The 26382-nt window shown below is 61.4% G+C and carries 29 protein-coding genes; 19 read left to right on the top strand and 10 right to left on the bottom strand.

Annotated elements, in window-relative coordinates; all coding sequences use genetic code 11:
• The first annotated feature begins 3 nt into the window (after window positions 1-3).
• From AO268_RS08235 to AO268_RS08270, 8 genes are all read left to right on the top strand, one after another.
• Window positions 4-2613: an outer membrane usher protein gene (locus AO268_RS08235; RefSeq protein ID WP_176561351.1), complete on the top strand. Its 2610-nt coding sequence runs from the start codon at window positions 4-6 to the stop codon at window positions 2611-2613.
• Complete coding sequence (locus AO268_RS08240) at window positions 2610-3371, top strand: fimbria/pilus periplasmic chaperone (RefSeq protein ID WP_076960781.1); 762 nt, start codon at window positions 2610-2612, stop codon at window positions 3369-3371. Before AO268_RS08235 ends, AO268_RS08240 begins: the two co-directional genes overlap by 4 nt.
• A 21-nt stretch (window positions 3372-3392) precedes the next feature.
• Window positions 3393-3968, top strand: a complete 576-nt coding sequence (locus tag AO268_RS08245) for a fimbrial protein (RefSeq protein WP_076960780.1) — start codon at window positions 3393-3395, stop codon at window positions 3966-3968.
• 10 nt (window positions 3969-3978) lie between these two features.
• Complete coding sequence (locus tag AO268_RS08250; RefSeq protein ID WP_076960779.1) at window positions 3979-4470, top strand: fimbrial protein; 492 nt, start codon at window positions 3979-3981, stop codon at window positions 4468-4470.
• 13 nt (window positions 4471-4483) lie between these two features.
• On the top strand, window positions 4484-4963 hold the full coding sequence (locus AO268_RS08255) for a fimbrial protein (RefSeq protein ID WP_076960778.1): 480 nt from the start codon (window positions 4484-4486) through the stop codon (window positions 4961-4963).
• A gap of 11 nt (window positions 4964-4974) precedes the next feature.
• Window positions 4975-5523 (top strand): fimbrial protein, encoded by a 549-nt coding sequence (locus AO268_RS08260; RefSeq protein WP_076960777.1) that lies wholly within the window; start codon window positions 4975-4977, stop codon window positions 5521-5523.
• 106 nt (window positions 5524-5629) lie between these two features.
• Window positions 5630-6583, top strand: a complete 954-nt coding sequence (locus tag AO268_RS08265; RefSeq protein ID WP_076960776.1) for a fimbrial protein — start codon at window positions 5630-5632, stop codon at window positions 6581-6583.
• Between the two features lie 138 nt (window positions 6584-6721).
• Entirely contained in the window at window positions 6722-7003 is a 282-nt protein-coding gene (locus AO268_RS08270) for a hypothetical protein (RefSeq protein ID WP_076960775.1), read from the top strand.
• 9 nt (window positions 7004-7012) lie between these two features.
• Here AO268_RS08270 and AO268_RS08275 read toward each other — a convergent pair whose 3' ends face one another.
• The 4 genes from AO268_RS08275 to AO268_RS08290 all read right to left on the bottom strand — a co-directional run bounded on the left by AO268_RS08275 (window position 7013) and on the right by AO268_RS08290 (window position 9419).
• Complete coding sequence (locus tag AO268_RS08275; protein ID WP_076960774.1) at window positions 7013-7243, bottom strand: hypothetical protein; 231 nt, start codon at window positions 7241-7243, stop codon at window positions 7013-7015.
• Between the two features lie 73 nt (window positions 7244-7316).
• Entirely contained in the window at window positions 7317-8240 is a 924-nt protein-coding gene (locus tag AO268_RS08280; protein ID WP_076960773.1) for a c-type cytochrome, read from the bottom strand.
• Window positions 8237-8887 (bottom strand): c-type cytochrome, encoded by a 651-nt coding sequence (locus AO268_RS08285; RefSeq protein WP_099168393.1) that lies wholly within the window; start codon window positions 8885-8887, stop codon window positions 8237-8239. Before AO268_RS08285 ends, AO268_RS08280 begins: the two co-directional genes overlap by 4 nt.
• Window positions 8888-9068: 181 nt before the next feature.
• A complete protein-coding gene (locus AO268_RS08290) occupies window positions 9069-9419 on the bottom strand; it encodes a hypothetical protein (protein ID WP_029294633.1) in 351 nt (116 codons plus the stop codon).
• 212 nt (window positions 9420-9631) lie between these two features.
• Here AO268_RS08290 and AO268_RS08295 point away from each other — a divergent pair, with 212 nt between their 5' ends.
• The 5 genes from AO268_RS08295 (at window position 9632) to AO268_RS08315 (ending at window position 13147) form a co-directional block, all read left to right on the top strand.
• The gene (locus AO268_RS08295; RefSeq protein WP_034105160.1) at window positions 9632-9934 is read left to right on the top strand and encodes a DUF1883 domain-containing protein; all 303 of its coding nucleotides are present in this window, start codon (window positions 9632-9634) and stop codon (window positions 9932-9934) included.
• A 29-nt stretch (window positions 9935-9963) separates the two neighbouring features.
• A complete protein-coding gene (locus AO268_RS32670) occupies window positions 9964-10131 on the top strand; it encodes a hypothetical protein (RefSeq protein WP_162493895.1) in 168 nt (55 codons plus the stop codon).
• A gap of 31 nt (window positions 10132-10162) precedes the next feature.
• Window positions 10163-10831: a DNA oxidative demethylase AlkB gene (gene alkB, locus AO268_RS08305; RefSeq protein ID WP_099168394.1), complete on the top strand. Its 669-nt coding sequence runs from the start codon at window positions 10163-10165 to the stop codon at window positions 10829-10831.
• 86 nt (window positions 10832-10917) lie between these two features.
• Window positions 10918-11994 carry a bifunctional DNA-binding transcriptional regulator/O6-methylguanine-DNA methyltransferase Ada gene (gene ada, locus AO268_RS08310; RefSeq protein WP_099168395.1) on the top strand — a complete coding sequence of 359 codons (1077 nt, stop codon included), beginning with the start codon at window positions 10918-10920 and terminating at the stop codon, window positions 11992-11994.
• A gap of 82 nt (window positions 11995-12076) precedes the next feature.
• Window positions 12077-13147 (top strand): NAD(P)H-dependent flavin oxidoreductase, encoded by a 1071-nt coding sequence (locus AO268_RS08315; protein WP_099168396.1) that lies wholly within the window; start codon window positions 12077-12079, stop codon window positions 13145-13147.
• Here the strand turns inward: AO268_RS08315 and AO268_RS08320 are convergent.
• A complete protein-coding gene (locus AO268_RS08320) occupies window positions 13144-16893 on the bottom strand; it encodes a hypothetical protein (RefSeq protein ID WP_099168397.1) in 3750 nt (1249 codons plus the stop codon). The genes AO268_RS08315 and AO268_RS08320 overlap by 4 nt on opposite strands.
• A gap of 272 nt (window positions 16894-17165) precedes the next feature.
• Between AO268_RS08320 and modA the strand changes: the two genes are divergently transcribed.
• The 5 genes from modA to AO268_RS08345 all read left to right on the top strand — a co-directional run bounded on the left by modA (window position 17166) and on the right by AO268_RS08345 (window position 22264).
• The gene (modA, locus tag AO268_RS08325) at window positions 17166-17930 is read left to right on the top strand and encodes a molybdate ABC transporter substrate-binding protein (protein WP_076961125.1); all 765 of its coding nucleotides are present in this window, start codon (window positions 17166-17168) and stop codon (window positions 17928-17930) included.
• On the top strand, window positions 17931-18611 hold the full coding sequence (modB, locus tag AO268_RS08330; protein ID WP_038441011.1) for a molybdate ABC transporter permease subunit: 681 nt from the start codon (window positions 17931-17933) through the stop codon (window positions 18609-18611). It abuts the gene before it with no gap.
• Window positions 18612-18616: 5 nt separating this feature from the next.
• Window positions 18617-19696 carry a molybdenum ABC transporter ATP-binding protein gene (modC, locus tag AO268_RS08335; RefSeq protein WP_099168436.1) on the top strand — a complete coding sequence of 360 codons (1080 nt, stop codon included), beginning with the start codon at window positions 18617-18619 and terminating at the stop codon, window positions 19694-19696.
• Between the two features lie 146 nt (window positions 19697-19842).
• On the top strand, window positions 19843-21477 hold the full coding sequence (locus AO268_RS08340; protein WP_099168398.1) for an ABC-F family ATP-binding cassette domain-containing protein: 1635 nt from the start codon (window positions 19843-19845) through the stop codon (window positions 21475-21477).
• 82 nt (window positions 21478-21559) lie between these two features.
• Window positions 21560-22264 carry a YoaK family protein gene (locus tag AO268_RS08345; protein WP_076960766.1) on the top strand — a complete coding sequence of 235 codons (705 nt, stop codon included), beginning with the start codon at window positions 21560-21562 and terminating at the stop codon, window positions 22262-22264.
• 138 nt (window positions 22265-22402) lie between these two features.
• On the opposite strand, the gene AO268_RS08350 is transcribed toward AO268_RS08345, so the two are convergent.
• The 5 genes from AO268_RS08350 to AO268_RS08370 form a co-directional block, all read right to left on the bottom strand.
• Window positions 22403-22756 carry a hypothetical protein gene (locus AO268_RS08350; protein ID WP_099168399.1) on the bottom strand — a complete coding sequence of 118 codons (354 nt, stop codon included), beginning with the start codon at window positions 22754-22756 and terminating at the stop codon, window positions 22403-22405.
• Between the two features lie 39 nt (window positions 22757-22795).
• The gene (locus tag AO268_RS08355) at window positions 22796-23107 is read right to left on the bottom strand and encodes an AzlD domain-containing protein (protein ID WP_076960764.1); all 312 of its coding nucleotides are present in this window, start codon (window positions 23105-23107) and stop codon (window positions 22796-22798) included.
• Window positions 23104-23799: an AzlC family ABC transporter permease gene (locus AO268_RS08360; protein ID WP_076960763.1), complete on the bottom strand. Its 696-nt coding sequence runs from the start codon at window positions 23797-23799 to the stop codon at window positions 23104-23106. The genes AO268_RS08355 and AO268_RS08360 overlap by 4 nt, the downstream gene beginning before the upstream one ends.
• A gap of 116 nt (window positions 23800-23915) precedes the next feature.
• Window positions 23916-24611 carry an alpha/beta hydrolase gene (locus tag AO268_RS08365; RefSeq protein ID WP_076960762.1) on the bottom strand — a complete coding sequence of 232 codons (696 nt, stop codon included), beginning with the start codon at window positions 24609-24611 and terminating at the stop codon, window positions 23916-23918.
• Between the two features lie 129 nt (window positions 24612-24740).
• The gene (locus AO268_RS08370) at window positions 24741-24956 is read right to left on the bottom strand and encodes a hypothetical protein (RefSeq protein WP_003212603.1); all 216 of its coding nucleotides are present in this window, start codon (window positions 24954-24956) and stop codon (window positions 24741-24743) included.
• A gap of 142 nt (window positions 24957-25098) precedes the next feature.
• On the opposite strand from AO268_RS08370, the gene AO268_RS08375 reads away from it, so the two are divergent.
• Window positions 25099-26382: an arsenic transporter gene (locus AO268_RS08375; protein WP_099168400.1), complete on the top strand. Its 1284-nt coding sequence runs from the start codon at window positions 25099-25101 to the stop codon at window positions 26380-26382.

The raw sequence follows: 26382 nt of genomic DNA on the forward strand, positions 1-26382 counted from the left end.
TTCATGTTGAATACGTCGAAGGTCAAATATGCGCTGCGTCCCAGCCTGTTCAGCGGGTTGATGTCACTGGCTGGTACGGCCATGAGCGCCGGGGATATCGAGTTCAATACTGACGTTCTTGATCTGAATGATCGCACCAATATTGACTTGTCTCAGTTTGCGCGCAGCGGCTTCATTCTGCCTGGCACCTACTCGATGGTCGTGCAGATAAACGCCCAGCCGACTGCCGAACAATCGGTGGCGTTCTACCCCCCGGACCATGATCCCAAAGGCAGCCAGGCTTGTTTATCCCCTGAGCTCGTGGAACAACTGGGCCTCAAGGCATCCAGCACGGCAAAACTCACCTGGTGGAAAAACGGGCAGTGCCTGGATATCCAGGGGTTGCCTGGCATGGAGGTCAGTGGCGACCTGGCCACCTCCACCCTGAATATCAACCTCCCCCAGGCCTATCTCGAATACAGCGACATCAACTGGGACCCGCCCTCGCGTTGGGATGAGGGCGTGCCGGGGCTGTTGGTCGACTACAGCCTTACCGCGCAGTCCAACTATCAAAAGGACGGCGGCAACCGCAATAACCTCAGCGGCAACGGCACGCTCGGGGCCAATGCCGGGGCCTGGCGCCTCAGGGCAGACTGGCAGGGACGTTTCGAGCGCGCCAATGAGGGTGTCGCCAAGGACCGCAAGCTGGACTGGACCCGCTACTACGCCTACCGCGCAATCCCTGCGCTGAAGGCGCGCCTGGTGGTGGGCGAGAACTACCTGTATTCGGACCTGTTCGACAGCTTCCGCTTTACCGGCGCCGCGCTCAATTCCGATGAAAGCCAGCTGCCACCCAACTTGCGTGGCTATGCCCCGGAAGTCGTCGGGGTGGCCAAGACCAATGCACGGGTCGTGGTCAGCCAGCAAGGGCGCGTGCTGTATGAAACCCTGGTAGCGGCAGGCCCCTTTCGCATCCAGGACCTTAATGACGCCGTGTCGGGCACGCTGGATGTGCGGGTGGAAGAACAGGACGGTACGGTGCACAGCTTCCAGATTGATACCGCAGGCGTCCCTTACCTGACGCGCCCCGGGCATGTGCGTTACAAGCTGGCGACGGGGCAACCGTCCAACCTGCAGTACGGCGCCGAGGGTGACGTGTTCGCGACCGGCGAGTTCTCCTGGGGGGTCAGCAATGGCTGGTCGCTGTTTGGCGGCGGGATCACGGATAACAACTACCGCGCGCTGTCCGTCGGCGCCGGTCGTGACCTGCTGGCGTTCGGCGCCCTCTCGCTGGACGTTACACAATCCCAGGCCAGCGTGTGGAACGAGAGGCTCTCGGGCAAATCCTACCGCCTCCAATACTCCAAGCACTTTGAACAGTACGACAGCCAAATCACCTTCGCCGGCTACCGGTTTTCCGAAAGGAATTTCCTGAGCATGAGTGAATACCTCAATGCCCGGCACTACGGTTTGAACGGCGAGCTCGGCGGGCGCGGGGGATACAACGAGAACGGCGAGCCCATTGATGATGTGAGGCCGATCGGCGGCAACAAAGCCCTGTATACCGCGACGGTAAACAAGCAGTTTCGCGACCTGGGCACCACCGTCTACGCCAGCTATAACAAACAAACGTACTGGGATCGGCCACAGACCCAGCGCTGGAACATGTCGGTGTCACGCTACTTTAATGTGGGCAACGTGAAAAACATGAGCCTGTCCCTGAATGTCTTCCGCACTCAGGAATACAACTATAAGGATAACGGCGCGGCGCTGACGGTCAGCCTGCCATTGGGGCGCACCGGCACACTGTCGCTGGATGCCTATCAGGGCGCAGGCGATAACAGTTTTTCAACGCGCTTCAGCGATCGCCTGGATGCGCGCAATAGCTACCAACTGCGGGCCAGTGACAACTCAGCCAGCGGCTATCTGAGCCATATGGGGGACCAGGCCGATATCGACCTGAGCGCCAGCCAGCAAACCGGCAACAGTAGCCTCAGTGTGTCGGCGCGGGGCGGTGGCACGCTTACCTCCCACGGTGCCGCGCTGCACCGCACCCATAGCACGGGCGGAACCCGCCTGATGGTCGATACCGGCGGCGTACCCGATGTGCCTGTACGCGGTTACGGCGCGCCCACCCGCAGCAACGCCTTCGGCAAGGCGGTTATCGCCGATATCAGCAGCTACCAGCGTACGGCCGCCAGCATTGACCTGGAGAGCCTGCCGAGCAATGTCGAAGCCACTCAATCGGTGACGCAACTGACCTTGACCGAAGGGGCGATCGGTTACCGATCACTGGACGTGATTGCCGGTGAAAAAGCCATGGCCGTGCTGCGCCTGGACGATGGCAACTCACCCCCCTTCGGCGCGACGGTCAAGAACATGAAACAGCAGGACACCGGCATTGTGAATGACGACGGCAATGTCTATCTGAGCGGCATACAGGCCGGCGGGCAAATGCTTGTCAGTTGGGGAGGTGTCGAACAATGCGTCCTCACGCTCCCTGTCACGTTGCCCGCGGACGGTTTGACCGATGCCCTGCAATTGAGCTGCCGCAAGACAGCCACCGATCAATCCCTGCCCGTGCCAGCGGTGCTGACCGGGACGCCTACCGAGACGGAGAACCCATCCTCATGACGCTGAACACGCGCCTCACCCTCCAGGCATTTGCCGTGGTGGCAGTCGGCTTGAGCCATAGCGCATACGCCGCTGTCGGCCTGGATCGTACCCGAGTGATTTTTGATGGTGGCAAAGATGCCACCAGCGTCAACATCACAAATAACAACACCCAGTTACCGTATTTGGCGCAGGGCTGGATTGAGGATGAAGCGGGCACAAAAATCACCACGCCCCTGATCGTGCTCCCGCCGGTTCAACGCCTGGAGCCGGGCAAACAAAGCCAGGTCAAGGTCCAGGCGCTGCCGGCGGCCAAATCGCTGCCGCAGGATCGCGAGACGGTCTACTACTTCAACTTGAGGGAAATCCCGCCGCGCAGCGACAAGTCCAACACCCTGCAAATTGCCCTGCAGACCCGGATCAAACTGTTCTACCGACCGCAAGCCATTGCCCCAAGCCAGCAAGACTTGTCCACCCCCTGGCAGGAAAAGCTGACCCTGACCCGCAAAGGCCCCCACTACCAGGTAAACAACCCGACGCCTTACTACGTGACCCTGGTGGATGCGCGCAGCAGCAAGGACGGTAAAACCGTGCCGGGCTTCGAGCCCTTGATGGTGCCGCCCAAAGGCGCGCTGACGCTGGGGCCATCGGCCGAGACACTCGGCACAACGCCCTATTTATCCTACGTCAATGATTACGGTGGGCGCCCACTGCTGGCCTTCACCTGCAGTGGCGAGACCTGCAAGGTCAACGCACAAGCGGCACCGCCCAATGAGTAGCGCCTGCTGCGGGAGAACATCATGAAGTTGCATACGGTGAAGATCTTGGGCGGCTTGTTGCTGGCCTGTGTGGGAGGCGTACACGCCGAGGATGATATCGAGGGCATGAATGGCCTGCTGAACATCAGCGGGGCCATGCATGAAACCCCTTGCAGCCTGGAGATGGCCTCGCTGCATCAAACCATTGACCTGGGTGCGGTCTCGACCAGCCAGCTGCAACGCCCCGGCGACCAGGCAACCGCGGTGGCTTTCCAGCTGCGGTTCAGCGATTGCCATCGCACCGCAGGCGGCATCCGCAGCGAACGTACGGGGAACCTGGCGTGGAGTGCCTTTCAACCGGTGCTGTCGGTGGCCTTTGTCGCCCCCGCCGATGCCGACGATCCACGGCTGGTCAAAGTGCAGGGCATCACCGGGATGGGCCTGCGCCTGACCGATGCCCTGGGCCGCGATGTACAGCTGGGCTCACGGGGCGAACCACTGTTTTTGGCCTTGGGCAGCAGTACCCGCACGTGGCATGTGCAGCCTACGCGCACCTCGGCGCCGCTGACCAGCGGGGCATTTCGCGCCGTGGTGGATTTCAGGCTCAATTATGATTAAGGGTAAAGCAATGGCTAAGGCAACCGGCGCACAGGCCATTCTGGCTGGCAGCCTGCTGTGGGCGGTCAGCCAGGGAGTGGCGGCCGATACCAATCTGATCATCCGGGCGCAAATCATCGCCCCTCCGCCGTGTGTCATTAACAGCGGGAGCACGCTCGATGTGCCTTTTGGCAATGACCTTCTGACATCACGGGTTGACGGGGTCAACTACCGTCGAGACGTGCCTTATACCGTGACATGCGACTCGCCCTTCAGCAACGCCATGACCCTGGAACTCAAGGGCACCGCCGCTGCGTTTGACAGTCGCGTACTGGTGACCCGCAAGACGGACCTGGGGGTAAAACTGTTCGCCAATGGCGCCGACTGGCCTCTGAATACGGCCGTGAGGTTTACCTATCCAAACTTTCCGATCGTGCAGGCGGTGCCTGTCAAGCGTGCGGGCAGCCGTCTGACAGGAGGGGCATTTGATGCCGCCGCCACCCTTGTCATCGAGTACCAATGAAGAGGAGCGATCCATGACCTGTTGGCAGCAGCGAGCATTGTTCGCCTTGTGTTCCATCGGCCTTTGCAGCAGTGCGTCGGCCAACCTGACCTTCAGCGGAACACTGAACGAACCGCCACCCTGCACGATTGATGCAGGTAACACCATTGAAGTGGATTTTGGGGATGTCGGGGTCAAGCGGGTCGACGGTGTGAAATACCGTCGAGGGGTCGGCTACACCATCAGTTGTGCCCCCGCCACACTGCCATGGGTACTGAGGCTGAGTGTCAACGGCACGCCCACGGGCTTTGACGCCGCCGCCCTGCAAACCAGTGTGCCTGCGCTGGGCATTCGGCTCTTGCAGAATGACCAACCGTTTCTACTCAACACGCCACTGGACATCACCCTGTCGTCGCCACCGGCCCTGGAGGTGGTGCCCGTCAAACAGCCGGGGGCCACCCTGCCCCCCGCAAGGTTTACGGCGGTGGCCACGCTGTTGGCCGAATACGAGTAGGAGATCCGTCCATGGGACATGAAATGATGCATAAAGGATGGCCAAGGGCCGGGCTGGCCTTGCTGCTCAGCGTCGGCCTGATCCCCAAGGGGCTGGCGGCAGACAACCTGCGCATAAAGGGCAACCTGGTTGAAGAAGCCTGCACTATCCGCCCCGGCGACGAGGCAATCACCCTGGAACTCTGGGACCTGACCAGCAAGCACCTGTATATCAACACGCGCTCCCAGGGCAAGGGTTTCAAGCTGCACCTGGAAGATTGCAACACCACGGTCGGCAACACCGTCACCATCACCTTCGGCGGCCGGGAAAACCCGGCGCTGCCCGGGCTGCTTGCGCTGGATGCCGGGAGTGGCGCCTCGGGTATTGGCGTGGGCATCGAGACACCGGGCAATAAGCCTTTGCCGCTCAATACCGTCAGCGACGAACAGGTGTTGAGTGATGGCAGCAATGTCATCGAGCTCAAGGCCTACGTCCAGGGTGAGCCGAATGCCATCCGGGATCAGACCATTGGCCATGGTCCCTACACCGTGACCTCCACTTTTACGCTGGATTATCCGTAATTCATCCGCTCAAAAACCAAACTCACAGGCTTTCAGGTCAGCCAGGTTTGCACGGACTGTTTGTTCGCTGGCCTGGCCCTGCCTACAGAAGCAACGAGAGATCAAAATGAAACGACTCTTTGGAGCCATTGGGCTTCTCCTGTTGATCAGCGTTAGTACGACCGCACGGGCTGTCGATTGTCGGGTCAATGGCGGTGAGTGGGCGCGTGTCACCCATCTGACCGTCCCCGTAGAAGTGCGACTCGATACAGATCGCGTGAGGATTCTGATGGAGGGCGCTCGGCTCGAATGCCGATTTACCGCAGGAGCAGGCCCGGTTTGGGGTGAGGACTACTGGGAAACCGGGAATGCCTCAGGGACGCCTTGGACATCCGGCCCCAAATTCACCGCCGAAAGGAGCGGCTTGCGCATCAATGGCGCGTTCCTCAATACCCCGGTCCCGGCGGGTATACGGGTGGCGACCATGCCCAACAACGGGGTCGGCTACCCGATCAATATCACCCCCTACATCCTGGTGCGTAACGATCCAACCAACCCAATCGACGTGCGGACAGGCGACACCCTCGGCCTGTTACGCCTCACCAGTTCAAATAATTTCGACGCCACCCGGCCGCAACTCACGGTCACGTATACGGCGGCCAACAACTTCACCATCTCCCCGTCAACCTGCACGATCAACAATAACAACCCGATCGAGATCAACTTCGGCGATGTACACCAAAGGGCTATCGGCACCGATCCGCTGACCACCACCATCCGCCGAGACCGCAGGCTCACCTACGCCTGCCCGGACCCGGGGATTACCACGCCGATAACCATTACCTACAAAGGCATCCCATCGTCGTTCAACGCCAATCTGCTGGTGATGAGCAACCCGGATGTCGGCACCGCACTCGTGCGGGGTGGAGCGCCAGTCCAGGTCGGTGGCGCCTTCCTGTCCCGTATCACCAATAGCGTGGGAGGCGACGATGTGACGTTCACCCTGGTCCGGCGAGCCGGCTCCCTGCCTACCCCGGGACCCGTAAGCGGCAGCGGCGTGCTGGTGATGGGCGTGCCGTGACACACCCTGGAGGCCAAGGCGCAAGCCATCTTGTGCGTACCGTCACAGGCGCGCCAGGTGGCAGTTCGTTATACTCTTGCGCCAACGCCCCACGACTGTGTCAGCGCCCCTCCAACCCCTACGACGACGACTCAATTCATGAACAAGATCCTGGCACTGACTTCGCTGCTGGCCCTCGCGGGCTGCACCACCACTTCCGACATTTACCTGAAAAACGGCGAACAAGGCCTGACCATCGATTGCTCAGGCGAGGCCAACTCCTGGGCCAGTTGCTATGAAAAAGCCGATGCCTCCTGCGCCGGCACCGGTTACCGCATCGTGGGGACCGAAGGCACGCCGGCCCTGAAGGAAAGCGACAAGACCCTGGGCGCCGATGTGGGTAACTTCAAGGGCCGCAGTGTGGTGGTGGTCTGCAAATAGCCCAGGCGGCTACATGTGGATCTCGGCGAACTTGATGCCAAGGCTGCGAATGGTGTCGATCAGATCATCGAGCTTCTCAAAGGATTCGACCTCGTCCTGGTCATCCACCAGGAAAAAGCTGCGCCCGCCGCTTTTCTTGAAAAAAACAATCCATTCCCCCGAATTGGCTGGATTTTGGATCACATGGGTCGCAGAGATGTGACCCTCTGCATGCCGTTCTCTGACGCATTCACGTTTCATACTTGGTTTTCCAGAATGACAATGCCGCGCAAACCCGGGGTTTGCGCGGCATTTTTTGTGGTCAACCCATAGTTTAACGGATGCCTTGGCCAATCAGTACGCCATCGACCGTTTGCCCATACAGATTCACACCGTCATTGGCGTGGAACTTGATGCGGGTTTTCTCCACCGAGCCGTCCACCAGACGCGGATCCTGCGGGCGCTCGTGGCGGTTGACGTAGGCCGCGACGTCCCAGGCCTGCTGGTCGGTCAAGCTACCGGCCTTGCCCAGCGGCATGTTGTGCTTGATAAAAGAGGCCGCCGTGTTGATCCGGTGCATGCCGGCGCCCCAGTTGTAGGAGTCCTTGCCCCACAGCGGTGGCATCACGTAGCTGTCGCCTACCTTCTGCCCCTGCCCTTCGGCACCATGGCACACCGCACACTGTGCCTTGTACACCTGGGCCCCCTGCGCCAGGTTGTAGCCTTTGGCCGGTGGCGGCACCTCGGGGTAGCCACGCCCCGGCAGTTCCACGCCCAATGGCGCCTTGCTCGCCAGCCAGTAGGCATACACCGACAGCGCGGTAATCTCATGGCTATCTGCCGCTGGTGGCGTGCCACCGTTCATGCTGAACTGGAAACAGCCCTGCAGGCGCTCGGCGAACGTGTTGACCTTGTCATTCTTCTTTCGATAGGCCGGGTACATCGGGTACGCCCCCCACAGCGGCGCCGAATTGGCCAGGCGCCCCTGATCCAGGTGGCAATTACTGCAATTGAGGCCATTGCCGACAAACTGCGGGGCCAGGCGCTTGGTGTCGACGAACAACGCATAGCCTTGCATCACCAGCTTGCCGTAGGCGTTGTCGGGCAGTTCGCTTTCCTGGGGCGGCTGGAACGCCGTGGCGACGGGAACGGCCGCCGGCACCTGCAATTGCGACTGATCTTCCATGGCAATCGGAGCGGCCAACACCGGCCCGCCGATCAACACGGCCAGCATGGGTGCAAATGACAGGTTCTTCATGGCTTGACCTCCTGGCCAGGCAAGGCGGCGAAGTAGCTGGCAATCCCCTGCACTTCATCATCCGTCAGGGATTTGGCCACATGCCCCATCAGGTCATTGGGATCATTGTGCCGGGTGCCACTGCGCCAGGCGTTGAGCTGGGCGGCCAGGTAGGCGGCAGACTGCCCGGACAGCGGCGGGAACACTTCGCCAACGCCGACACCTGACGGGCCATGGCAGCTGACACACGCAGGAATCGACCGCTCCCAGGCGCCTTGCAGCGCAAGCTTTTCGGCAGGGTTGGTGGGGGTAGCGCTGCGATGGCCGGCTTGCACGGCCGGCGCCGGCATCGCCGCCAGTGTCTGGGTCACCGCCGCGATTTCTTCCTCGGTCAGCGCCTTGGCCAGCGATGTCATCACCGGGTGGCTGCGCGCGCCACTTTGGAAGTCATGCAGTTGCTTGCTCAGGTAGGCCGCCGACAACCCCGCCAGCCGCGGGAAACCCGCAGCGGCCAACCCCAGGCCATCGGCGCCATGGCACGCCATGCACGCCGCCGCGCCAGGCTGCGCGCCCCCTTCACTGAATACCTTTTTGCCTTCCAGCGCCTGCGCGCTGCCGAGCATGAGCAGCAGGGCGCCACCCATCAACACTCTCTCCACAGACATCATCACGACTCCATTTTTATAGTTATATGCTTAGACCTACAATGCATAAGCATACAAATGGTAGGGTAATGAGCTGACAGTCACAACCGCCGCGTAGGAAATTTCAGGCAATAAAAAGCCCGGCACTGCAAGCGCAGGCCGAGCTTTTCGATCGGAGTTGATCGCGTATGAATGGCGCGTGGACTCAGCCGGAAATACAGTCTTCCGCAGCTTTCTTCACGTCACCCGGACGGATCGGCACATTGGACATGCTCTCGTAGAGCTTGATGCTGCTCCCGCTGGAACGGTCTTCAATCTCGAAAATAGCCGATGGGTCAGCCGAGAATTTTTGCGGCACAATCACGCGCACGCCTTCCTTATGGGGCTCGATCTGCGACGGACGCCGGGTCGACGACAGTTTCTGCACCACACAGGCCGCGTATTCCTGCGGTTTTTTCCCGGAGATGACCGCCAGGGTTGGCGGTGTCTGCTTGATGTCCGACACCGAAGCACATCCACCTATTGCCAGGGCCAGAACCAATACACTCCACTTCATACAAAACCTCCGATAAAGATCCTACGACAGCGGAGATGGTATTTTTCTCCCGCCCACGTAGGATTTATCCCTGATATATCGGTAAATAACTGTTTTAAATTGTCGAAGACGTCGACGACGACCCGATAATAAACGTGCTGGGGCTGATAAACTCCATCTTAACCTACGTATCGTTCTGATTTTTCAGAAAAAGCCCTTCTGGAGACACCCCCATGAAATTCATCCACCAGCGTGAACACTTGAACGAAGGGGACATTGTTGTCATTGAATGCTCGCAAACCTGCAATATCCGCCTGATGAGCGATGCGAATTTTCGCAGTTTCAAAAATGGCGGTCGCCACACCTATCACGGTGGCGCATTCGACACGTTCCCGGCCAAGATCACCGCCCCCAGCACCGGGTTCTGGAACATTACCCTGGATGTGGTGACGCGCCGTGCCATCAGCGTTACCCGCAAGCCGGCCTTGTCCCATAAAATCCGCATTGTCCGCCGCACCAGCAGCAAACTCAGCTGATTGCGCCGCCTTACGCCACAGGAATGCCCGTGAACCAGACCACTAAATACGTCATCAAATACAAACTCAACGGCGAACGCCGTTTTGAATTTGCCCAGTTGCAGTCGGCCAGCACTGAAGAAGCCCAAGCAGCCTTGGCGAAAATCCACGAGGCCAGTGACCAAATCACTGAAATCACCGTGAGCAAGGCCCTGTAAACCCTCACCAGCAGCGGAGTGATTGTGCAACATGGACCCGCATTCCACCGGCGACCTGTTCAGCGACGAGGCCCTGCAACAACCGGCCCGTCGCGAGCAAATCGGCGAACAATCCTACGTCCTCAGGGGCTATGCCCTGCCCTGGCTTGAGCGTGTCTTGCCCGAGTTGCGCGCGGTCCTGGCCCAGTCCCCCTTCCGCCATATGGTCACCCCCGGGGGCTTTACCATGTCGGCGGCCCTAAGCAGTTGTGGCGAGCTGGGCTGGACCACCACCACCCAGGGCTATCGCTACAGCCCGCTTGACCCCGAACGCCAGCAACCCTGGCCGGGCATGCCGCCCATACTGCGCGAGCTGGCGATCGATGCTGCCAGCGCCGCAGGCTTCGACGCCTTTGCGCCCGACGCCTGCCTGATCAACCGCTATGTACCGGGCGCCCGGATGTCGCTGCACCAGGACAAGAACGAGCGCAACTACAATGCCCCCGTGGTTTCAGTGTCCCTGGGGCTGCCGGCGGTGTTTCTGTTTGGCGGCCATCAGCGCAGTGACAAGACGCAGAAAATCTCGTTGTTCCATGGCGACGTGGCGGTCTGGGGCGGCGTCGATCGCCTGCGCTACCATGGCGTGCAGCCGATCAAGCCAGGCGTGCACCCGCGCATGGGGCCGCAACGGATCAACCTGACGTTTCGCACGGCCGGCTGACCCGGTGAATTCAACCGCAAGCAACGGAGTGTCCGGGCGGGCGCCGATGATTATCCTGGCCACTGATCCATTGCCGAGCGACTGCCATGAGCACTGAAGATGATCTGCGCTGGGCGGCCATTGTCGCCCGTGACGCCACGGCCGACCTGAGCTTCGTCTACGGGGTCAAGACCACGGGTGTGTATTGCCGCCCCAGCAGCAGCGCACGCCAGCCGCTGCGCAAAAACGTCGAGTTTTTCGACACGCCGCAGCAAGCCGAAGCCGCCGGTTACCGCCCCAATAAGCGCACCTCGGCCGACCAGACCCAGGTTGCGCAACGCCATTCGCACCTGGTCGCCGCCGCCTGCCGCCATATCGAACAGGCCCAGGCCTTGCCCTCCCTGGAAGACCTGGCCAACGGCGCCGGCCTGAGCCCGTTCCACTTCCACCGGGTGTTCAAGACCCTGACCGGGCTGACGCCCCGGGGCTATGCCCGCGCCCATCGCTCGCGCAAGGTCAGGGCCCACCTGCAGGACAATCAGTCGGTAACCGATGCGCTGTACGACGCCGGTTTCAACTCCAACAGCCGCTTTTATGCGTCCGCCGACCAGTTGCTGGGCATGAAGCCTAGCGACTACAAGGCCGGTGGCACCCATAACGATATTCACTTTGCCGTCGGCGAGTGTTCCCTGGGGGCGATTCTGGTAGCGCAGAGCAATCGCGGGGTGTGCGCGATCCTCCTGGGGGATGACCCGGACCGGTTGGTGCGCGACCTGCAGGACCAGTTCCCGCAGGCCAATGTGATCGGCGCCGACCCCGGTTTTGAACAATTGATTGCCCAGGTGGTGGGGTTTATCGAAGCACCCGCCCTGGGCCTGGACCTGCCCCTGGACCTGCGCGGCACGGCCTTCCAGGAACGGGTCTGGCAGGCGCTGCGGGAAATCCCGGTGGGCAGCACCGCCAGCTATGCCGAGATTGCCCAGCGCATCGGCGCGCCCAGTGCCTTTCGCGCCGTCGCCCAGGCGTGCGGCGCCAATCGCCTGGCCGTGGCGATTCCCTGTCACCGTGTGGTGCGCAGCGATGGCCATCTGTCGGGCTACCGCTGGGGCGTGGAGCGCAAGCAGCAGTTGCTCCAGCGCGAGGGTCGTACCCCGCCTGAACAGGCGCCGGTGTCCACTGAATAAAACAGGCTGGCCTTGCCCCGGCGGCCTCTGTTAAAAGTGCCGGGCAGCCCTTCCTGAGCGTTACACCCTGGAGAAGCGATCCATGAGCACCTGGCCAGACACCCGTATTCTTGACCTGTTGGGCATTGAACTGCCGATCATCCAGGCGCCCATGGCTGGCAGCACCAGCCCGCAGATGGTGATTGCCGCAAGCCAGGCCGGCGCCCTGGGCTCCATGCCGGCGGCCACCTTGAGCCTCGAACAACTGCGCCAGGCGCTGAGCACCATTCGCCAGGCCAGTACCGGACCGTTGAACGTCAATTTCTTCTGCCATCAGCCGCCGGCCCCCAACCCCGAGCATGATCGCCAGTGGAAAGCTCTGCTGGAGCCCTACTACCGTGAGCTGGGTGCCGACTTTGAGGCGCCCACGCCGGTTTCCAACCGCGCACCGTTCGACAATGCCAGTTGCGAAGTGGTGGAAGAGTTGCGCCCCGAAGTGGTCAGTTTCCACTTTGGCCTGCCGGAAAAAGCGCTGCTGGAGCGGGTCAAGGCCACCGGGGCGAAAGTGTTGTCGTCCGCCACCACCGTCGAAGAGGCGATCTGGCTGGAGCAGCACGGCTGCGATGCCATCATCGCCATGGGTTATGAAGCCGGGGGGCATCGCGGGATGTTTCTCAGCGAGCGCCTTAGCAGCCAGATCGGGACCATGGCCCTGGTGCCGCAGATCGTCGATGCGGTCAGCGTGCCGGTGATCGCCGCCGGCGGGATTGGCGATGCGCGGGGGATCGTCGCCGCCCTCGCCCTCGGCGCTTCAGCGGTGCAGATCGGCACTGCCTACCTGTTCACGCCCGAAGCCACTATCACGCCCTCCCACCACCAGGCCTTGCACAGCGCCCAGGCCAGCGAGACGGCCCTGACCAATCTGTTTACTGGGCGCCCGGCGCGCGGGATTGTCAACCGGCTGATGCGCGAGGTTGGGCCAATCAATCCAACGGCGCCGGCCTTCCCCCTGGCCGGCGGTGCCTTGATGCCTCTGCGCGCCAGGGATGAAGCAGGCTTCAGCAGCCTGTGGGCAGGCCAGGCCGTTGGCCTGAAGCACGCCCTGTCAACGGCGCAACTGACACGCCAACTGGCCGCGCAAGCGTACGCCCAGTTGACCCGGCAACCGGCCTAGAGTGGCACCGGCTCGGCGGTTTCAAGCCCGCTGAGCCGGCGTTCATGTGCCGGGCTGAGCACCATGAAACGCTGCTGCCGCAAGGCGCTGATACCGTACACAATTCGTGCAAACAGCTCGTTGCTGTCTTCATACGGCTGGCAGGTCATGATCAAGGCAAACAACCCCTCGGCCTGGCGCGCCACCTGCATTCCACGGATAAACTCCAGGCCGATGGCGAACAGGGGCTGGCCGCTGGTGATCGACAACTGTTCATAATCGGCATGCTGCAGATGATGGACCTGGCGCTCCTTGCCCTTGGCCAGGGCAGCATGCAATGGGTCCAACACGGCCCTCAGGCACAGATCGAGGCTGGCCTGGTTACCCGAGGCATAGCGTTCGATCTCTGTCTTGAGCAGCCCCCGCCAGTGTTCATCCTCTTGGCCCGCGCGGGTGGCGATCCAGTCGACACAATCGACCACCGCGTTTTGTGTCACCGCGATCGGGCTGTCCACCCCCACCTGCAACGCATCCAGGTGCAGCAACGCACTGCGCACCAGCCCCGCCTCTTCAGCGACCACGCCGTCCATGAGTTCGCGGTAACCTTCCATCGCCTCTGCGCGCCAGGCCTGTAAAAAGCCCAGCAGTTGAACGCGCAAGTCCCCAATATTGCTCACCCCGATGCTGGCGCGCAGTATCTGCTCTGGCTCGCTGATCAAACCGTTGAGCGTGCTGACCTGCATCAGCAGTTCGTCCTGATTGAACGCACCCGGACCGCCTTCGGTGACACTTGAGCCGAGCGCGGGCACGGAGGTGCGCTGTCGGAAAACCCCCGTCCACAATCGCGACAATTGGCTTTCCAGCAAGGGGATAAACCGTGAAGGCAAAGAGATAAGGCGATAGTTGCCTGTATTGAAAAAATGCCCCCAACTGATGCCCAAAGGAAACATTGCATCAATCTCATAGCTGGCCCTGGCAAGATGCTCGTACCCTTTGCACACCACCAGCTTGTCTTGCAGTGGCAGCAGCGAGCGCAGCTGCTCTTGCCAACTGTCAAAGGAGCCAAAGTAGGCACGCCCTTGGGCCTCGGAGTCCAGCCGGGACATGGCCATATCCAAGACCGCCGCATCCCCCCGGTTCCTGAGAGACAACGCAAAATGCCCGCGCGGTCGGTCATCGTGGGGCTCGGCAAAAATCAATACGCCGATCGCCTGGATGTCCCAGGACTTGTTCTGCAAATAGTCCGCACACTGTTTCGATAGCACATAACTTGAGGTGCTTGAATCTTGAAGCGCACTGCGCAGTGCCGAGAGGTTGAAACCCTCGCGCAATGTTTTTTCCAGCCGATCACGCAGTTCGCGCAACTCTTCAGGGCTGCCCATAAACAGATCGGACTCACTCTCCAGTTCCAACTTGAAGGGCAGGTCCGCAGAGGAGTGCCGGGTCAGCAACGGAACAAAGGTTTTGGCGGCCTGGGTCGATTGCTTCAAGACCAGCCGCAGTTTTCTCCTGACTAAAGTGATATCCGCCCCCAAGTCAACCAGCCCCAGCAGCACCCCCAACTTGCACTCCTGTACATAAGCCGCGTAGTCCGCAGGGCGGTCGGCCTGTTGCCCAAGCCAGTAACTGGTACTGGCGTCGCCTATATTGGCCAACAACCGTGCAGCGCCGGCCAGCATCAGCCCGCCAACCCCCGTCAAGGTGCCGACAGCAGCAATCACCAGGCCGGCGACCGCTCGCAAGGCCGACCTGAACAGTTGGGTCCGTGCCCTTCGGCGTTCTTCGTTGGAAGAAAACACCACGTAATTCATCTGCTGCTTGATTTCATCAATGGCCACTTGCAGCAAGGCACTGTTGATATCGGCTGTCTCGCGAAACGACACCGGCTCAGGCGGATGGCGGCGGTAATGGTAGCCATAGCGGTTCTTCCGGGGATAAAAGTCGCTGCGGGTGATACTGGTTTTTTCCGGGAACGGAAGATGCTGCGCCATGAACGCCACCAATGCGTCACTGGGCTGGCCGGCTGCGGTACTCGGCTCCCACGTCACCCATGTCAGTTCTTCCATGTTCAGTGATACCAGCAAGGCCTTTTGCGAGCTGTGCTTGAGCACATAGACATTGGGTATGACTTTGCCGTGAAACAACAACAGCCGGGGTTTGAGTTCACCATGCAAAAAAGCAAATGCGCACTCTCGTAACACAGGGTCTTTCTCGTTGTCATCGGCCAGGAACCGACCGACCCTGACCCTGGCCAACGCAGTGCAGGTGTCACTGAATAACTGCTTGTACTCAACGCCATTAAACAGGTTGTTGATATCGGCGAAGAACTCGCTCAACAGGCTATCCCTCAACCCATCCAGTGCTTTTACTTCGGCCGCCGACAGTGCCTGGTTGCGCAGTTGCACGGAGGCGACGGTCTCCTGCAAAAAAGCAATGCGCTGAGGCTCGCCCACCAGGATCTGGTTAAATGAGAAGTAGCGGTATCGAGGCGGAACATACGCAGTGAAATGCGGCGAATAGACCGCATGCCCCACTTGGTACTTGTACCTGAACGCCGTCTGGACCCTGAAGTCCTGCTGGGTGGCCACCGGCAATCCTGACTTCGCCAGGCTGCGGTCGATCAGTGTCTTGACATAGCTGCTGGTCAATTCCCCCACCCCAAGCCCCGCCAACAATGCATCCCATTTTTGCCAGGACTTGGTGGCCACCGGAAGGGATCTGCCGGAGATAAAGTCTTCAGTCCACTGCGCCATCTCAAAGGGCAGCAGACGAATGTCGACGGCCATCTGCGTGGCATCGCACCTGAAGAACCAGCTGTTTTCCTGGTCTCTGGCCGGGCGGACAACGCCGTCCTGATTCAACATGCCGTAGGTCAACCACGGGCAACGGTAGCTGAGGTAGATCCCCACGTAATACCACCAGCGGTCCCGTGGCCAGAACGCTGGCGGAACCTTGATCACATACCTTATGCGCGAACCACCCGGGCTATTGTTGATCGTGACGTCCACAACCTGATCCGCCTCGATGTTATCGCCAGGCAACGGTAAAGGCTTGCGCACCCAACGTGGGTAGATCCCGATGTCGACATCCAACACCGGTTCTTTGAAGCGCTTGAGCCATAGGCTGTTTTGGGCGGCGTTTGCGGAATAACTGAAATGGTCCCCACTCCTGACCCCTATGTGCATGCCTGGCCACTGCCCACTGATCATTTTTGGCCATTTGCTGGCCCCCCGTTCGCTCGGCGTCACCTCAAACCAGATCTCTGCCAGCAAGCGCTTGCTCACGCCCCACACCGATAGCAGCACCACTTCTGTCTTGAGCACCGCCCTGTCCGGCAATCCCAGATGATGCCTGAGCATATCGTCCGCACTGCGTTGGCCGGCGATGCGGATACTGCCCAAAAAAAACCGCGTGGGTGTCAATTCCTGGGCCAGGGCGCCATAAAACTCAGGCATCTGCACGCTCGCCTTCACATTGCTTTCCCGTTGCCCCTTGCCATAAAAGCTGCGCCAGGGGTAACGATCCGTGAGGATGTGCCACAAAGGCACCTCCTCGCGCACCACAATAAGCGGCGAACTGTCATCAGCATCCCACTCATCAAATATCCTGAACTCCACCGGTAACATTGAGCGGGTGTTGATCAGTTGCTTGGCACTGGGCTCAAGCGTTGAAGCATCCAGCACACGTTCAAGCCAGTTTCGGACGTAGGCTTCACTGTTCCATCGTTCATCTGCCTGACTGTCTATGTAGGCGTATTCCTTTTCCATGCCCTTGTTCCTTCAGAGTCCTGTCACCGTCACGATTGGCGACGACAACGGCGAACTATCAGGGCTTGCACCGCGCCTGGCTGTAGGGGCCGTTTGGCAAGCGCGTGGAGAAAGGTCAGCCCGAGCCCCCCCACAAATCCCCAGGCAGGCCTGGGCCGTTGATTTTCCTTGCCATTTTTTCGCTATATACCTATACATACAGCGCCTGCCCCCAGAGCGCCGCTCCCGTGTCGGGCGTCTCGATCCCCACCTTTCATGCGGAGCCGTTCCTGATGTTCAGTCCCTCTCGCTTTATCCCAACGTGCCTGGCCACGCTGGTGACCCTGTTCGCCGCCACGCAGGCCCTGGCCGACGAAGTGCAAGTGGCGGTCGCCGCCAACTTCACCGCCCCTATCCAGGCCATCGCCGCCGACTTCAAAAAAGACACCGGGCACACCCTGGTCGCCGCCTACGGGGCCACCGGGCAGTTCTATACCCAGATCAAGAACGGCGCGCCGTTTGAGGTGTTCCTCAGCGCCGACGACACCACCCCACAAAAGCTCGAAAGCGAAGGTGATACGGTCAAGGGCTCGCGCTTTACCTATGCCGTGGGCACCCTGGCGTTGTGGTCGGCCAAGGACGGTTATGTGGATACCCAGGGCGCGGTGCTGGCGAAAAATCAATACCAGCATTTGTCCATCGCCAACCCGAAAGCCGCCCCCTACGGCCTCGCCGCCACCCAGGTGCTGGCCAAACTGGGCCTGGCCGAACAGGTCAAGGGCAAGCTGGTGGAAGGCCAGAACATCACCCAGGCCTATCAGTTTGTGTCCACCGGCAATGCCGAGTTGGGGTTTGTCGCCTTGTCGCAGATCTATAAAGACGGCAAAGTCAGCAGCGGCTCGGCGTGGATCGTTCCCGGCCAGATGCATGACCCGATCAAACAGGACGCGGTAATCCTCAACAAAGGCAAGGACAACCCGGCTGCCAAGGCACTGGTTGACTACCTCAAGGGGCCAAAAGCCGCCGCCATTATCAAATCCTACGGTTATCAACTGTAAATGCCGCTATCGAGTGCCGACTTCTCCGCCATCTGGCTGACCCTGAAACTGGCGTCGCTGACCACGGCGATCCTGCTGGTCATCGGCACTCCGATTGCCCTGTGGCTGTCGCGCACCCGCTCCTGGTGGCGCGGCCCCATCGGCGCAATCGTGGCCCTGCCGCTGGTGCTGCCACCCACGGTGATTGGCTTCTACCTGCTGCTGACCATGGGCCCCCATGGTTACCTTGGGCAGTTCACCCAATGGCTGGGCCTGGGCACCCTGACCTTCAGCTTCGCCGGCCTGGTGATTGGCTCGGTGATCTATTCCATGCCGTTTGTGGTGCAACCGTTGCAGAACGCGTTCTCGGCCATCGGCAGTCGTCCCCTGGAAGTCGCCGCCACGCTGCGGGCCAATCCCTGGGATACCTTTTTCACGGTGATCCTGCCCCTGGCCCGCCCCGGGTTTATCACCGCCTCGATCCTCGGTTTTGCCCATACCGTGGGCGAGTTTGGCGTGGTGCTGATGATCGGCGGCAATATCCCCGACAAGACCCGGGTGGTCTCGGTGCAGATCTACGACCACGTCGAAGCCATGGAATACGCCCAGGCCCACTGGCTGGCCGGGGCCATGGTGGTGTTTTCTTTCCTGGTGTTGCTGGCGCTCTACTCCAGCCGTAAAACCAAAGCGGGCTGGAGCTGATGTCGATGATCGAGGTGCGCCTACAACTGCAGTATTCCGGGTTTGCCCTGGACGTGGACCTGAAGCTGCCGGGGCGTGGCGTCACCGCGCTCTACGGGCACTCGGGCTCGGGCAAGACCACCTGCCTGCGCTGCATCGCCGGGCTGGAGCGGGCCGGCGAGGGTTTTGTGCACATCAACGAGCAGGTCTGGCAAGACAGCCGCAACGGCGTGTTTGTGCCGCCGCACAAACGCGCCTTGGGCTATGTGTTTCAAGAGGCCAGCCTGTTTCCCCACCTGTCGGTGCTGGCCAACCTGGCGTTCGGCCTCAAGCGTATCCCCAGGGCCCAGCGCCGCGTGGACATGGCCCAGGCCACACAACTGCTGGGCATCGGCCACCTGCTCGATCGCCACCCCCAGCACCTGTCCGGCGGTGAACGCCAGCGCGTCGGCATCGCCCGCGCCCTGCTCACCAGCCCGCAGTTGCTCCTGATGGACGAGCCCCTGGCCGCCCTCGACAGCCAGCGCAAAAGCGAAATCCTGCCGTACCTGGAGCGCCTGCACGACCAACTGGAAATCCCGGTGCTGTACGTCAGCCATGCCCAGGATGAAGTGGCGCGCCTGGCCGATCACATTGTGTTGCTCAGCGAAGGCCGGGCCCTGGCCAGCGGCCCGATCGGCGAAACCCTGGCGCGGCTCGACCTGCCGCTGGCCCTGGGCGACGATGCCGGCGTGGTGATCGACGGCACGGTCAGCGGCCACGACGCCCACTATCAATTGCTGACCCTGCAACTGCCCGACAGCCCCCTGCAAATGCGCGTGGCCCACACGGCGCTGGCCCCGGGCCAACACTTGCGGTTCAAGGTGCGCGCCCGGGATGTCAGCCTCAGCCTGCAACCCGGGGCGCACAGCAGTATCCTCAACTGCTTGCCCGTGACCGTGACCCAGGAGATCCCCGCCGATAACAGCGCCCATGTGCTGGTGCGGCTCGACGCGGCAGGCACGCCGTTGCTGGCGCGGGTCACCCGTTACTCGCGGGACCAGTTGCATGTGCATCCCGGCCAGGTGCTGTGGGCGCAGATCAAGGCAGTTGCGGTACTGGCGTAGGAAAAATCACCGAACTACGCTAGGCTGGCAATCCTTTCCAACCGCAGGACGACCGCCGACGTGAACAACTAAGCCTTCCAACATGTAAATGCAACGAGCCGCCTGGCGCGCTTGTTGGCTTGTGCCACATTGTTCTGGAGGTGCTGATGACTGACGTCAACCGGCTGCCTGTACTTGTTTCCTTGCATCACGTGGGTTTCCAGTTCGCCAATGGCGAGATTTTGCTGGAAGACCTCAACCTGTCTATCGATCACACCCCGACCGGGATTGTCGGCCGTAATGGCATGGGCAAAAGCGTCTTGGCGCGTTTGCTGGCCGGCGTGCTTGCGCCGTCTTACGGCGTTATCAAAGCCTCGGCCCGTATCGCCTATGTCCCACAAACCCTTGCGCTGTTACCGGGGCAGACCGTGGCCCAGGCCAGCGGCTGCGCCGAGACCCTGGCGGCCCTGGAGCGCCTGGCCAGGGGCGACGCACAGGCTGAAGACCTGGAACTGATCGATGATCACTGGGACCTGGCCGAACGCCTGCGCCAGGCCCTGGACGGCGCCGGCCTGGCCGAGATCAGCCCCGCTCAACCCGCCGAACAGCTCAGCGGCGGCCAACTGGCCAGGGTCGCCCTGATTGGCGCCCTGCTGGGTGCGCCGCAGTTGCTGATTCTCGACGAACCCACCAACCACCTCGACAGCGCCGGCCGCGACTGGCTGTTGGCGACCCTCGCCACCTGGCGCGGCGGCCTGGTGGTGGTCAGCCATGACCGGCGCCTGCTCAATACCCTGGGCCGGATCATCGAACTGTCCCCCCTCGGGGCCCGGCTCTATGGCGGCAACTATGATGATTACCGTGCCCAGCGTGACGCCCAGCAACACGCCGCCCAGGCTGCCTTGGAGCATGCCCGGCTGGATCGCCGGCGCGAGCACCAGCGCCTGAAAAAAGACCTCGACAGCTTCCAGCGCCACGCCGCAAGCGCCCGTAAACATGCCGAGACGGCCAACGTCGATGCCTTCACCAAGTCCCGGTGGAAAGGTGCCGCCAACGAAATCGTCAGCCACGTGCGCAGCGCCCATGTGCAGCACAAACACGCCCTGAATGAACGCGTGCGCTCGGCCCACGAACGGGTGGTGGACGAAACACCAACCTTCCTCGCCTTACCCGGCACACCTCTGCCCGCAGGTCGCCAGGTGATGACCCTGGTCGACAGCCAGTTGCCCTGGCTCGACCCCTGCGCGCCGAGCACCTTTCTCAACGCCAGCCTGTGTGGCCCGGTCCGGGTCGCCATCAAGGGCCCGAACGGCTGCGGCAAGTCCACCTTGCTCAAGCTGCTGGCGGGCCAATGGCAACCCATCAGCGGCGAATGCACGGTGCATGTGCCCTGCGCCTACCTCGACCAACAGTTGACGCTGCTCGATGACCGGCAATCGATCGTCGAACAACTCAAACTGATGGGCACTCCCCTGGCCGAAGCCGAGCTGCGCACGCGCCTGGCCCTGTTGCAACTGGACGCCTTGCGCGTGACCCAGCCCGTCGGCCAGCTCAGCGGCGGCGAGCGGTTGAAGGCGGCCATGGCCCTTGCCTTATGGCGCAAGACCCCGGCGCAACTGCTGCTTCTGGACGAACCCACCAACCACCTGGACCTGGAGTCCGTCATGGCCTTTGAACAGGCCTTGCAAGGGTTTGCCGGCGCGCTGCTGGCCGTCTCCCATGACGCAGCGTTTCTCCAGGCGCTCAAGCCGACTCACGTGCTGACGTGGGCGGCCACGGGGTGGCGGCTGGAGGTCAATTGAAAGCGGTGCGCCAAGTCATTGCAGTCGCCGCAAAAGCGTCCTACGGTAGTGGCCGGATAATTGCCTTGAGGAACCTTTCGCCGTGCTGCCCTCCTCCCTTAAACCCACGGTCAATACAGCCCTGCAGCACCAGCACAAATGGCGCGGTCGCGTCGGATTGACCTTGGTCGCCAGCCTCTCGGTGCTGGCCGGCATGACCGACGCCATCGGTTTTATGGCCAGTGGCGATTTTGTCTCGTTCATGAGCGGCAACACCACGCGCCTGGCCGTGGCGATCAGTGAGGGCGACCTGGGGCTGACCGGTCGTCTCACGCTGTTGGTGGCGACCTTTATCCTGGGCAACGCGCTGGGTGTGATCATCAGCCGTGTCAGCAAGCGCCATGCGCTGCCGCTGTTGTTGTGCATCGCCACGCTGTTGTGTGGGGCGGCAGCGTGGCCGATGGCCGAACCGTTGCCGGCAGTGCTGGCGGCGATCATTGCCATGGGCATGCTCAATGCGGCGGTGGAACAGGTCAATGGTTTGCCCGTGGGGCTGACTTACGTGACCGGGGCGCTGTCGCGTTTCGGTCGGGGGCTGGGGCGCTGGATGCTGGGGGAACGCCGTAATGGCTGGCGGGTGCAGTTGATTCCCTGGGCCGGGATGTTTGTCGGCGCGGTGATCGGCGCCTTGCTGGAGCATCAGCTGGGGATCAGGGCCCTGCTGGTCAGCGGCCTGCTGTCGGCGCTGCTGGGCCTGGCGTCCCTGAAGATTCCGCGGCGTTGGCACTTGGGGTATATGCCACGCTGAAAAGATGCCCGCCCGACATTCAGGCCTCGACATCCATGTGCTGGTAAAGAGCCATAAAGTCGGGCGAGCGCTGGCATATTAAGGCAAAGCCGGCGGTGTGTCCGCCGGGGTATTTCTGAAGAAATATGCTGAAACAACTTACAGGCAGGTCGCCGCTGCGGCCAGGCGGCGTTTGGCCGCGAAATTATCGGCGGCGGCGTAGTAACTGACGGTGGTGCTGCTACCGGTACTGCGTACATCGACAAAGTAGTCACCGCTAGTGGTGTAGACCGTATGGTCCCCGCCTGGCGCCGGCTCCATAAAACCACCGGCATCGACACCGAACACCGCCTCGTCCTGCCAGCCGAACTGGATGCACTGGGCCACGACCAACGCGGCCTTGTCTGACGCCAGGGTTTTATAGGGCGCGCCAGCGCGTGCATCTTTCATCTTCGCCCCTGCGCAACCGGCCAGCGCCGCCAGGACCAACGCACCTATCACCACCTTCCGCATGCCATCGCCTCCTTGAAAAAAACGCGACTGTAGCACTGCCTACCACAACCAGCGAAACAGATAGAACAGCGCCATGCTCGACAGCACCGTGGTCAACACACTACGGGTCCAGAACATCAAGGCCACGGCACAGACACCGGCCAGCAGGTAGGGGTTGGTGGGGCTCAGGTTGAGCCTGTGCTCGGCCAGGAAAATGATCGGCCCGCAAATCGCCGTCAACATGCCGGGCACCGCAAAACCGAGAAACTCCCGGGCGCCGCGGTTCAGGCGCACCGGCAAGCGCGGTTCAAGAAACAGGTAACGGTTGAAAAACACCGCCAGGCCCATGCCGATAATCATCACAAAAATCATCGCTGCCCCACTCCCAAGCGTTTGCAGGCATACCCTGCACTCATCCCCAACAACCCCGACACCACCACCGCCGATTCCCAGTGCCAGTAGCTGAGCAACACCGAAAACAGCAGGGCCACCGCCACACACACCACCGTCGGCACATCCCGCACCACCGGGGTGATCAAGGCGATAAAGGTCGCGGCGATGGAAAATTCCAGGCCCAGTTGATCGAGGTTGGGGATGCTCTTGCCGAGCACGATGCCGGCCAGGGTAAAGAGGTTCCAGGCCACGTAGAACGTCAGGCCCACGCCCAGGGCATACCAGCGGTTGAAGGTCTGGCGATCATATTGGCTGACCAGGGCGAAGAACTCATCCGTCAGCAAAAAGCCCAGACTCATGCGCCACCGCGCCGGCAGGGGCGACAGGGTGCTGCGCATATGCATGCCATACAGCAGGTGTTGGGAGGTCAGCAGCAAGGTGGTGAGTAAAATGGCGATCAGGCTCGCGCCGCTCTTGACCATGCCAATCGCCACCAACTGCGCGGCACCGGCAAACACAATGGCCGACAGGCCCTGGCTTTGCAGGGGGGTGAACTGGGCGTCAATCGCCAGGGAGCCGGCCAACAGGCCCCACGGGGCACAGGCCAGCGACAGCGGAATGATCGCAATCGCGCCACGGGCGAAAGCGTAATGCGGCAAGGCAGTAGGCATCGAGCACACTCATCAACAGACAGTCGACAAGCATGGCAGCGCGGATGGGGGTTTGTCTTGAACGATCTTGCTACGGGCAATACCCCAACACCGGGATGGGATATTGCCCATAGCGATTACTTCTGCAACGCAACCGCCGCCCTATCGATCAGCCCAGCCACCTCGACGGCCCTGGAGGCCAGCGACGCGTGGCTGGCGTCCAGCTTGAGGATTTCCCGGGCCTTGAGGCGCTCGGCCATGCGCACCTGGTTATCGGGGTGGATCATATGATCCTGGGTGGACACTTGATACCAGGACGGTTTGTGCTTCCAGGCCGGGTTGCTGACCTCGTTGCCAAAGGTGCTGGCCAGAGGGGCTTTCTGGGTGACCCCCATGACGTTGCCTTCTGACTCCGGCAGGTCCTGGCAGAAGCTTTCATGGAACAGCTCGGGCTTGACCCACAGGTAGCCATCGCTGTCGGGCACCAGGTTGGGGGCAGCCTTGGGTAGGTGCACCTGAGTGATTGCGCCAGGGCTTTCCCCTTCATCGGGCGCAAACGCGGCAATGAACACCAGGCCCTGCACGTTGGGCTCATTGCCCGCCTGGCTGATGACCGCACCGCCATAGGAGTGCCCGACCAACAGGACAGGCCCCTTGATCTGAGCCACCATCTTGCGTGTGCGCTCGGCGTCCTCGGCCAGTGAGGTCAAGGGCATTTCAACCGCGTGCAAATCGGTGTAGCCCTTTTTATGCAGCTCAACAATCACACGGCTCCAATGCGCAGCACCACCCCAAAAGCCATGCACTAAAACAATTGCCGGTTTATTGCTCATTCGATTATTTCCTGTGTAGTGAACAAGAAGGCCTCACGGTAATTGCCGCTCATAACCGCAGCCGCGCTCAGTGTCAGCGCATCAGGTGCTCGCGTCATCCAGCAGTCGCCGAACGGTCACAGGTTTTTATCAAGCCAGCTTGACGGACACCCGCTCGACCGCATCCCGGGCCTCACGCAATTCATGGGCATCCTGGTTAAGACGGTGGATGGTGTTGAGCAGGCGCTGACGCAGCACTTCATCGCTGAGTTTTTCGACGGCGCGCATCAAGTCGAAGGCCGCGGTTTCGTTGTTGTCCGCGACAGAATCTAGGGTCTTGCGCAGATTGCGAGTGGCACGGGTCACACGGTTACTTCCTTTATCACCAATGGCGGGCACTTTAGGACAGTTGTGTTTCATTTTAATTTCAAGCACTTGCCACAGAACCCCGGTACCTTGTCACAAGTCAATCAAACGTCGAATACGCGCCCCACGGAGACTGTCCTTGATGCTTGCCGCCCTCGCCATCTTCCTGTTCACCATCGTCCTGGTCATCTGGCAACCCAAGGGCCTGGGCGTAGGCTGGAGTGCCTCCATGGGCGCGATCCTTGCCTTGGCTTGCGGCGTCATCAGCCTGGCGGACATCCCCGTGGTGTGGCAGATCATCTGGAATGCCACCGGTACCTTCGTCGCCCTGATCATCATCAGCCTGATCCTCGACGAGGCCGGCTTTTTCGCCTGGGCCGCGTTGCATGTGGCGCGCTGGGGGCGCGGCCGTGGCCGCCGGCTGTTTGCCTATATGGTGCTGCTGGGGGCGCTGGTCTCGGCGCTGTTCGCCAATGACGGGGCGGCCCTGATCCTCACGCCGATTGTCATGTCGATGCTCCTGGCGCTGCGTTTTTCACCCGCCACCACCCTGGCCTTCGTGATGGGCGCGGGGTTTATCGCCGACACCGCCAGCCTGCCGCTGGTGGTGTCCAACCTGGTGAATATCGTCTCGGCAGACTACTTCAATATCGGCTTCAACCAGTACGCGGCGGTGATGGTGCCCGTCAACCTCGTCAGCGTCGCCGCCACCCTGGCGGTACTGCTGTGGTTCTTTCGCCGTGATATCCCGCAACACTACGACCCCGCCGACCTGCCCGAGCCGGCCAGCGCCATTCATGACCCGGCCACCTTCCACGCGGCCTGGTGGGTGCTGGGCATCCTGCTGGTAGGCTGCTTTGCCCTCGAACCCCTGGGCATTCCCATCAGCGCCATCTCGGCCGCTTGCGCCCTGCTCCTGCTGGTGATCGCCGCCAAGGGCCACAAGATTTCCACACGCAAGGTGCTCAAGGAAGCGCCCTGGCAGATCGTGATTTTCTCCCTGGGCATGTACCTGGTGGTGTATGGCCTGCGCAACGCCGGCCTGACCACGTACCTGGCCACCTGGCTCAACACCTTCGCCGACTACGGCGTGTGGGGCGCCGCCCTGGGCACCGGGTTGCTGACGGCGCTGCTGTCTTCGGCGATGAACAACCTGCCGACCGTACTGATCGGCGCGCTGTCGATCGAGGCCAGCCATGCCGTGGGCGTGGTCAAGGAGGCGATGATCTACGCCAATGTGATCGGCAGCGACCTGGGGCCGAAAATCACCCCTATCGGCAGCCTGGCGACGTTGCTCTGGCTGCATATCCTGGCGCGTAAGGGCATCCGTATTACGTGGGGGTATTACTTCAAGGTCGGCATCATCCTGACTTTGCCGGTGCTGCTGATCACCCTGGCCGCACTGGCCCTGCGTCTGAGCCTTTAA

The organism is Pseudomonas sp. ICMP 8385 (assembly GCF_002699915.1).
Classification (GTDB): Bacteria; Pseudomonadota; Gammaproteobacteria; order Pseudomonadales; family Pseudomonadaceae; genus Aquipseudomonas; species Aquipseudomonas gessardii.